The following is a 9,595-nucleotide window of genomic DNA, read 5'->3' as shown; positions in this document are numbered from 1 at the left end:
GCCCGCAGCGCGGTGTGCAGCACCGCCCGGTCCTCGGTGACGTTGATCCGCTCACCCCGGAACATCGCGTCCCGCAGCCCGAACACACCGGTCGCCGCGGCGAGTTCGCGCAGCAGACGGAGGGTCTCGTCGGTGATCAGGTGCTTGGAGTAATCGAGGTGGAGGTCGCCCACCTGGAGCGTGTACCGGGTGCCGCGCGCCGGATCGGCGGCGAACAGCTCCCGCAGCCGGGCGTCCGCCAGCTCCTTTCGGTGCTTGGCGAGAGCGGTCCACTCGGGCGTCTGGTCGAGCCTGGTACGGCCGTGAGCGTTCATATCCGACTTCAGCCTTCTTTCGTGCCTGCCCCAGGTGTTCCAACCTAATTGATCAGCCGCCCGTGCGAGCGGTCACGACGCCCTCCTCGTGGGCGGCGACGGATCTCTCCGCCTCGCGGACCGGTATCAGCGCGACGACGGCCGCGCCGAACAGGACGGCCGCGAGCAGAGCGGGCGCGTTGAGGCCGGCCAGACCGGCCGCGGCCCCGCCGAGGAAGGCGCCGAGCGGGGCACCGGAGGTCGACGCGGTGCGGAACGCCGAGGAGACCCGGCCCGTCATCGCCTCGGGGCTGCGGTGCTGCATCAGGGTGACCTGGTTGACGTTCCACACCATGGTCATCGCGCCGAGCAGCACCATCCCGGCGACCAAGGCGGACACCTGCCGCACGGAGCCGATGAGCAGCAGCGCGGCCGTCTGGACCGCGCAGCCGAGGAGCAGGGCCCGGACCCGGCCCGTGCGGGCCGCGATCCGCTGGGCGAGGAAGCCGCCCGCCAGCGCGCCGGCCGAGTACGCCGTCATGGCGGCGGCATAGCCGGTGTCGCCCGCGTCCAGCCAGCGGGTCACGTGCAGGGCCAGCGTGGCGATCAGGGCGCCCATGCCGATGTTGCACAGCAGGGTGGCCGCGCAGACCGCGCGCAGCACCCGGTCGCGGCCCAGGACGCGCAGGCCCGCGCAGATCTCGGCGCGCAGGGTGCTGCCGGCCGGGCGTGGCTCCCGCACGGGAGGCGGTCTGCGCAGGGAGGCCACGAGAGCGGCGGCCACCAGATAGGTGCCCGCGTCGGCCGCGAACGGCAGGAACGCCCCGGCGGCCAGCAGCAGCGGCACGAACGGGCCCGCCAGCAGTCCCCCGGCGACCTGCTGACCGGTCATCAGCCGGGCGTTCGCGCTGCCCAGTGCCGCGCGCTGCACCAGGGACGGCAACAGGGCCGTGGCGGCGTTGTCGAAGAGCGTCTGGAGCGCGGTGAGCGAGAAGGCGAGGGCGATCAGCAGCGGGACACCGGCGTGTCCCAGGCCCACCGCGAGGGCGAAACCGGCGACGAGCAGGCCCCGCACGGTGTCCACCAGCCACATCGCCCGCCGCTGGTCGACGCGGTCCGCGAGGGCGCCGCCGAGCAGCCCGAAGAGCAGCCACGGCACATAGCCGCAGGCGGAGACGGAGGCGACGAGGAGCGGATCGTCGGTGAGGCGCACGGCGAGCAACGGCAGCGCGGACGCGCGCAACGCGTCTCCGAACCGGGAGACCACGGCGGCGGTCCACAGCCGCCCGAATCCCCCGCGCCAGGACGGTGCGCCCCTGCTCTCCACCGCGACCACTACCACCCGTTGCCCCCCGAGATGCGTCGATGCACACACCGTAGAGGGCACCACTGACAATCGACGGGCATCGGCCGGCCGCGGGCGGCGCAGACGGCTCCGGCCGGGCGCCCGTGGGCACCCGGCCGGTGACAAGTCCTAGATCTCGCCTCGGAGTTTGGCGAGCGCCTCGGCGAGGATGGCCTCGCCGTCCGCGTCGCTGCGCCGCTCGCGTACGTACGCGAGGTGCGTCTTGTACGGCTCCGTGCGCGGCGGGGCCGGCGGGTTGTCCCGGTCCTGACCGGCCGGGAAGCCGCAGCGCGGGCAGTCCCAGGTATCGGGGACCTGCGCGTCGCTGGCGAAGCTGGGCTGCGTCTCGTGCCCGTTGGAGCACCAGAAGGAGATGCGCAGACGCGGTGCGGACTCGCCGCGCTCGGCCTCGCCCATCGGCCCCGCCCCGACCCGGCTACCTCGGATCGCGTTGCCACTTGCCACGGTCGTAACTCCCTGCGTGATGGTGCCGCGAAGCTAGTCGGCGTTTCGCTTCGCCGCGAGCGCCTCAGTCTACGTAAGGCCCAACGCGCGTCCAGTGATTGGAGTTACCGGCCCCCCACACCAAGACGCAAGCCCCATGATAGGCCGCGCCCGGGGGCGCGTACCGAACATGGGGCTTTACGTGTGGAATATGCGGCATGTGCCGGACGCTCGGCCGGTTCGCGCCGTGCGCGCCCGCCCGCGTCGGCCGTGCTACTTCATCACCATGCCGAGGACGATGACGCACGCGAACCACAGCAGACCGATCACGATGGTGATCCGGTCGAGGTTGCGCTCGGCGACCGAGGAGCCGCCGACGGAGGACTGCATGCCGCCACCGAACATGTCGGACAGGCCGCCGCCCTTCCCCTTGTGCATCAGCACCAGCAGCATCAGCAGCAGGCTGAAGATGATCAGGGCGATCGAGAACCCCAAAACCACGGCTGGACCAACTTCCTCGGATTCGGATGGACGACGGGGGCACAGCGCTTCGGCTGTGCCCCCGCAAGAGTACGACGTATCGCCGCTACCGCCTACTCACGGCGGGGTCACTGATCGCGGAAGCGCACGATCTTGACGAACTCGTCGGCGTCCAGCGAAGCGCCGCCGATCAGGGCGCCGTCAATGTCGGGCTGGGCCATGATCTCGGCGCAGTTGCCCGACTTCACCGAGCCGCCGTACTGGATGCGGACCTTGTCGGCCACGTCCTGCGTGTACAGCTCGGCCACCTTGGCGCGGATGGCGGCGCAGACCTCCTGGGCGTCCTCGGCGCCGCACACCTTGCCGGTGCCGATGGCCCACACCGGCTCGTAGGCGATCACGACGGTCTCGGCCTGCTCGGCCGGCAGGTCCTTCAGACCGCCCTCGACCTGGGCGAGGGTGTGGGTGACGTGGTTGCCCGCCTCGCGGACGTCCAGCTCCTCGCCGACGCACAGGATCGGGGTGAGGCCGTGCTTGAAGGCGGCCTTGACCTTGGCGTTGACCAGCTCGTCGGTCTCGTGGTGGTACTGGCGGCGCTCGGAGTGGCCGATCACCACGTAGGTGCACTTCAGCTTGGCCAGCATCGGCCCGGAGATCTCGCCGGTGTAGGCGCCGGAGTCGTGCTGCGAGATGTCCTGGGCGCCGTACTTGATCTTGAGCTTGTCGCCGTCGACCAGGGTCTGCACGGAGCGCAGGTCGGTGAAGGGCGGCAGTACGGCGACCTCGACGGCCTCGTAGTCCTTGTCGGCCAGCGCGAAGGCCAGCTTCTGGACGTGGGCGATGGCCTCGAGGTGGTTGAGGTTCATCTTCCAGTTGCCCGCCATCAGCGGCGTGCGCCCGGAGAGATTGGATGCTGCCAAGGGTCAGTCCTCCAGTGCGGCGAGGCCGGGGAGCGTCTTGCCCTCGAGGTATTCGAGGGAGGCGCCGCCACCGGTCGAGATGTGGCCGAATGCGTTCTCGTCGAAGCCGAGCGTACGCACGGCCGCGGCGGAGTCGCCGCCGCCGACGACGGTGAAGCCGTCCGACGCGACGAGTGCCTGGGCGACCGCCTTGGTGCCCTCGGCGTAGTCCGGGTGTTCGAAGACGCCCATCGGGCCGTTCCAGAAGACGGTCGCGGCGTCGGCCAGCTTCGCGGCGTACAGCTCGCGGGTCTCCGGGCCGATGTCCAGGCCCTCCTGGTCGGCCGGGATGGCGTTCGCGGCGACCGTGGTGGGGTGGGCCGGGGCCTTGGTCTTCAGGTCCGGGAACTCGGGCGCGACGAGGACGTCGACGGGGAGGACGAACTCCACGCCGCGCTCCTCGGCGCGCTTCAGGTACTCCTTGACCGCCGGGATCTGGTCCTCCTGGAGCAGGGAGATGCCGACCTCGTGGCCCTGGGCCTTGAGGAAGGTGTAGGCCATGCCGCCGCCGACGAGGATGCGGTCGGCCTTCTCCAGGAGGTGGTCGATGACGCCCAGCTTGTCGGAGACCTTGGCACCGCCGAGCACGACCGCGTACGGCCGCTTCACGTCGTCGGTGAGCTTCTTCAGGACGCCGACCTCGGTGGCGATCAGGTAGCCGGCGTAGTGCGGCAGCCGGGCCGGGAGGTCGTACACGGAGGCGTGCTTGCGGTGGACGGCGCCGAAGCCGTCGCCCACGTAGACATCGGCGAGGGCGGCGAGCCGGTCGGCGAACTCCCCGCGCTCCTCGTCGTCCTTGGACGTCTCGCCCGGGTTGAAGCGCAGGTTCTCGATGACCGCGACCTGGCCCGGCTGGAGGCCGTCGACGGCGTCGTGCGCGGCCGGGCCGACGGTGTCCTGCGCGAAGGCGACCGGGGCGCCGAGCAGTTCACCGAGTCGCTCGGCCGCGGGCAGCAGCGAGAAGGCGGGGTCCGGGGCGCCCTTGGGGCGGCCCAGGTGCGAGGCGACGACCACCTTGGCGCCCGCCTCGGCGAGGGCCTTGACGGTGGGCAGGACGGCGCGGATGCGGCCGTCGTCGGTGATCGTCCCATCGGCCAGCGGCACATTGAGGTCGGCGCGGACGAAAACCCGCTTGCCGCTCACGCCGTCGGCGAGAAGTTCGTCGATCGTCTTCATTGAGTGGACTCCAAAGGAGGGCTCTTGGTGCACCTGATCGTAAAAGGGCGCGCTCGGTACGTGGGACAGGGCCCGGGCAGCGCGGCGGTGCGCTGGCCGGGCCCTGCTCTCACTTCGTGGTCCTGCTGTTTGCGATCAGAGCTGGTTGCCGACGAAGACCGTGAGGTCCACGAGGCGGTTGGAGTAGCCCCACTCGTTGTCGTACCAACCGATGACCTTCACGTTCTTGCCCTCCTGGACCATGGTCAGGGAGGAGTCGAAGGTGCAGGACGCCGGGGAGTTGACGATGTCGGAGGAGACGATCGGGTCCTCGGTGTACTCGAGGAGACCCTTCAGCTCGCCCTCGGCGGCCTTCTGGAAGGCGGCGTTGACCTCTTCCTTGGTGACCTCGCGGCCGAGCTCGATGACCAGGTCGGTGACCGAGCCGGTCGGGACCGGGACGCGCATGGCCATGCCGTCCAGCTTGCCCTTGAGCTGCGGCAGGACCAGGGCGGTGGCCTTGGCGGCACCGGTGGTCGTCGGGATGATGTTCTCGGCGGCGGCACGGGCGCGGCGCAGGTCCTTGTGCGGGAAGTCCAGGATGCGCTGGTCGTTCGTGTACGCGTGCACCGTGGTCATCAGACCCTTGACGATGCCGAAGTTCTCGTCGAGGACCTTGGCCATCGGCGCCACACAGTTGGTGGTGCAGGAGGCGTTGGAGATGACGTTGTGCTGCGCCGGGTCGTACTGGTCCTGGTTGACGCCCATCACGATGGTGATGTCCTCGTCCTTGGCCGGAGCCGAGATGAGGACCTTCTTGGCGCCGCCCGCGATGTGCTTGGCGGCGTCCTCGCGCTTGGTGAAGATGCCGGTGGACTCGATGACGATGTCGACACCCAGCTCACCCCACGGGATGTCCGCCGGGTTGCGCTCGGACAGCACCTTGATGGTGTGGCCGTCGACGGTGATCGTGTCGGCGGTGTGGGACACCTCCTGCTTGAGCCGGCCCAGGATGGTGTCGTACTTGAGCAGGTGAGCGGTGGTCGCGGTGTCACCCAGGTCGTTGACAGCCACAACCTCGATGTCCGCACCCTGCTCCAGCAGCGCGCGGAAGTAGTTACGCCCGATGCGGCCGAAGCCGTTGATGCCTACGCGGATCGTCACGAACCGATCTCCTCGTTGGTACGCCGGCCATGCGGTGCCGGCGAGCTGTATTTGGGATGTCCCCGACCACCCCCGACCCTACCTCTCTGAGGGCCCCTGGGTGACATCGAGACGCCCCATACACGGGCAGGCGGTCCGTACCCGCCAGTAGGGGTACGGACCGCCTCGGATCGGCAACGTAATCATCCGCGTTTGTCACGGAATACGGGGCACTCTGGACGCCATTTTCACTCGTTCGTGAGCGGGTCGGCTCACATGAGGAACGCCTGTTCCGCGCACTGTTGAGAGAGGACTCCGCTCACCTGTCGAGCGCGGCGAACGCCTTCCTCAGCAGAGCCGTCCGGTCGGCCGCCGACGCGAGCTGTTCCAGACCGAAGCCGAGCAGCACGGTGTCGTCCGTGGTGACCGCGCCATAGGTCCGGAACAGGGTCCCGGTGCGGGTCCAGTCCTTCAGGACCGCCGGGCTGCCCGGGGGCGGTCCCGCCGCCCGCCAGGCGCCCAGCGAGGTCTCGAAGCCCTCGGTCTCCCGCGCCGTGCCGCCCACGCCCAGCGAGGCGTCGTCGACGAGGACACCGTGCCCGCCGCTGCCCGGGTCGGTGATGTAGGCGAGGGAGACCTCGACGGACTTCCCGGCGTACGCGCTCAGGTCGAAGTCCACCCGCTGCCAGCCGGCCGAGCGGCCGGTGAGGCTGTTCCAGGAGCCGGTGGTCCCGCTCGCGGCGCAGGAGTTCCCGGTCAGGGTCAGGTAGTGCTTCAGCCACGGGTGCTCGCCGATCAGGAACCCGCCCCCGCACTCGTCCGGCACCGCCGTCCGCGTGGCCCCGCCGCTGTCCGGCAGGGTCGTCCAGTCGTCGGCGCCCACGGTGTGCGCCTCCACCACCGCGTGGTCGTAGCCCGGCTCGGTGTCCCACAGCAGCCGGGCGCTCAGGGCCGGCCTGTCGGCGGCCGTGACACCGGTGAGGTCGAGGGTGCGGGTGAGGCGCTTGTAGGCGTCGTCGGTGTGCACGGCGGCGGCCATGGACGTGCCCGCGTACGGCCCGTAGGGGTTGACCGTCCCGGCGAACGTCCCCGCGCCCGCGCTCGCGAACTGCGGGTACGCGGCGACCGGCAGTTCGTCGGAGGTGACGCCGTACGTACCGGCCCGGTCCAGCGGGTTGCCGGGCGCGTCGCCGAGGGCGCCCGTGAAGCCGTCGAGCGCGCCGGAGCCGGTGAAACCGGTGGCTCCCTTCGTCGAGGTGCGGCTGTAGGCGCCCAGGTAGTACTGGCTGAAGTCGTCCGACAGGGTGCCGTCGCCGAGGTCGACGCTGCCGCCGGCCAGCTCGCCGGCCTCGATCAGCCTGCCGCCCTCGTTGAGGTAGGCGCGCAGCGCGAGCTGGGTGGCGTTGCCGGGACCGGCCGCTCCGGAGTAGTGCACGACCGTCCGGAAGTGGCCCAGCACGCCGAGCGGGTCCGGGGCGCCCTGCGCGGCCACGTCCCAGACCAGGGCGCGGTGTCCGGCGGCTCTCAGCGCGTCCGCGTAGGTCCGCGCCTGCGTGGCCGCCGCGCCCTCCTCGGCGACCACGAGCGTGTCCGCCCCCGGCCGCTTGGCGACGGTGTACGTGAAGTGGGTGCTGGAGACCTTCCTGCCGCTCCCGGTCTCGCCGGTGAACCACACCTCGACCTTGTCGCCCGGCTCGCCGTCGCGCACCTTGGCGCGGTACTCGTCGAAGTAGAGGTCGTCCTCGCCGCCGTAGGTCTCGCCGCCCCGCCAGGGCCGCAGCGCCTGGTCGAGCGTGCGGCCGCCGTTGACGCGGTACTTCAGCTCCTTGTCCCGCAGCGCCTTGCGGACGACGACCGAGACCAGCTGGTCCGCGCCCCGGAAGTACGACGTGGTGAACGCGGCCGGGGTGAAGTCGGCGGCGTCCAGACCGACCGGGGAGGCCGGCCGGTCGGGGTGCGCGGCGGTCTCGGCGACGGCGAGCGCGAACGGGATGTTCTTGGCGAACTCCCGCTGGATCAGCTTCTCGTCGTCGGGGAAGTTGAAGACCGACTGGCAGTCCTGGCTTCGCCAGGCGTCGTCCGGGTCGCTGTCGGACGCGGTCTGACAGGTCGACATCTCCGGAGTGAACATCGCCATGCCGTTGACGTTCGACGCGTGGCCGTCCGCCTCGCCGTTCGTGGTGTACAGCTCCGAGGAGACCTGCGAACGGTAGCCGGGGATGGCCGGGTTGGCGGGCGTGCCGGCCAGCGCCCGGTAGAGGACGTCGTCGGGGGTGGGCGTGGCCACCTGCCAGCCCACGCCGTAGAGGAGAAGTTCGGCGGCGGAGTGGTAGTTGATGCCGTACCGGAAGCCGACGCGCTTTTCGAAGGCGTCCAGGGCCTTGGTCTCGGGTTCGGAGCCGGGGCTCGCGCCGCGGTAGGTCTGGCTGGTGGGATTGGGGGACGAACCCTCGTCGTCGTAGCCCCATTTGTAGGGGAAGTTGCGGTTGAGGTCGACGCCGTCGCCGGTGCCGATGACGCCGTCGCCGTTGACGTCCCGCAGGTTCTTGCGCCACAGACGGGTGCCGGAGTCCTGGAAGGTGTAGTCGTAGCCGTCCGGGTTGGCCGACAGGACGAACCACAGTTCGGTCGAGTCGACGAGCCTCTTGACGCGCTTGTCGCTCGTGTAGTGGTCCAGGTAGTAGTGCATCAGCCGCCGGGTCATCTCCGGGGTGATCCACTCGCGCGCGTGCTGGTTGGACATGTAGAGCACGGCCGGCCGTGAGCCGTCCTCGGACTTCTTCGCGTTCCGGGTCAGCTTGAGCGCGAGGATGTCCTGGCCCTTGACGGTCCTGCCGATGGACTCGACCTTGGTGAGGCCGGGGTGGGCCCGCGCGGTGCGGAGGATCTCCTCCTTCAGCCCGCCGCTCGCGCCGTACGGACGGAACACGCCCTGCGCGGCGTCCTCGGTCCGGGCCTCCGCCTTGGCCGACAGGGTGTGCTCGGTGAGGGCGACGCCCTGCGCGCGCAGGTGCGCGGCCTGCCGGTCGGTGAGGTAGACCTCGACCCGGGTCCGGCCGCCTCCGGCCGCCTGCCGGCCGAGTTCGTGGCCGTCCTGGCCGGCCTGGAGCAGCAGGGGTACCTGCTTCTTGGTGACCTCGGCCTGGAAGACCTTGACCTCGTCCGGCCCGGACGGCGCCGGGTTCCCACTCCGCGCCTGGGCCGTGGGTGCGAGGACGGCTCCGCCGATCACCAGCGCGCCGACAGCGAGGATCGATCTCGCTCTGTGTCTCATGAACCCCCCTACAGGTGGTCCGCAACAGCGGCGAACAGAGGCCAGGCTCATGTCACTCGGTGACCGAGTCAAGAGTGCCTCGCGGACGGGTGGTGTACGAGTGAGAGGCGGTACCGGTGGGCCGGATTACCAGCCTTTGGTGACGACCGGGAGGGCGGCTGAGGGGACTTGACGGGGGCTCAGTGACGGCTGAGTGGGCAGTGGCCGTCGGTGGCCGCGGGCCGGGGGTGCGCCTGGCACCGGCCGGTGTGCGTGACCGGACGCGCCGGGCCGGATCTGGTGCGCGTGACCGGACGCGCCGGGCGGCGGCCGGTGTTGGTGGACCGGACTTGCCGGGCGGTGGCGGGGGGCGCGGGCCGGAACCGCCGGGCGGCAGTGGCCGGTACTCGTAGACCGGGCTCGCCGGGCAGGGTCTGCTGCGTGTGACCGGACTTGCCGGGCAGCGGCCGGGGCCGGCCGGAGGGGGGTGCCTGGGCGGTGGCCGGTGCCGATGGGCTGGTGG

7 protein-coding genes and 1 pseudogene are annotated in these 9,595 nt (G+C 70.8%); all 8 read right to left on the bottom strand.

Annotated features, from left to right (window positions below; translation table 11 throughout):
- Window positions 1-314, bottom strand: a pseudogene (locus tag ACZ4SV_RS19940) (glucose-6-phosphate isomerase); the annotation flags it as partial.
- Window positions 315-366: 52 nt separating this feature from the next.
- Window positions 367-1,620: an MFS transporter gene (locus ACZ4SV_RS19935; protein ID WP_468005840.1), complete on the bottom strand. Its 1,254-nt coding sequence runs from the start codon at window positions 1,618-1,620 to the stop codon at window positions 367-369.
- 147 nt (window positions 1,621-1,767) lie between these two features.
- Complete coding sequence (locus tag ACZ4SV_RS19930) at window positions 1,768-2,103, bottom strand: RNA polymerase-binding protein RbpA (protein WP_010352468.1); 336 nt, start codon at window positions 2,101-2,103, stop codon at window positions 1,768-1,770.
- A 252-nt stretch (window positions 2,104-2,355) separates the two neighbouring features.
- A complete protein-coding gene (secG, locus tag ACZ4SV_RS19925) occupies window positions 2,356-2,583 on the bottom strand; it encodes a preprotein translocase subunit SecG (protein ID WP_365872673.1) in 228 nt (75 codons plus the stop codon).
- A gap of 107 nt (window positions 2,584-2,690) precedes the next feature.
- Window positions 2,691-3,446 (bottom strand): triose-phosphate isomerase, encoded by a 756-nt coding sequence (gene tpiA, locus ACZ4SV_RS19920; protein WP_365872741.1) that lies wholly within the window; start codon window positions 3,444-3,446, stop codon window positions 2,691-2,693.
- Window positions 3,447-3,485: 39 nt separating this feature from the next.
- Entirely contained in the window at window positions 3,486-4,697 is a 1,212-nt protein-coding gene (locus tag ACZ4SV_RS19915) for a phosphoglycerate kinase (RefSeq protein WP_397940799.1), read from the bottom strand.
- A gap of 135 nt (window positions 4,698-4,832) precedes the next feature.
- Window positions 4,833-5,840 carry a type I glyceraldehyde-3-phosphate dehydrogenase gene (gene gap, locus ACZ4SV_RS19910; protein ID WP_365872677.1) on the bottom strand — a complete coding sequence of 336 codons (1,008 nt, stop codon included), beginning with the start codon at window positions 5,838-5,840 and terminating at the stop codon, window positions 4,833-4,835.
- Window positions 5,841-6,138: 298 nt separating this feature from the next.
- Window positions 6,139-9,093, bottom strand: coding sequence for a M14 family metallopeptidase (locus ACZ4SV_RS19905; protein WP_468005837.1), 2,955 nt, complete (start codon window positions 9,091-9,093; stop codon window positions 6,139-6,141).
- Window positions 9,094-9,595 lie beyond the last annotated feature (502 nt).

Source organism: Streptomyces sp. NPDC027672 (assembly GCF_055566335.1).
This window is presented reverse-complemented; position numbering and strand designations above follow the sequence as displayed.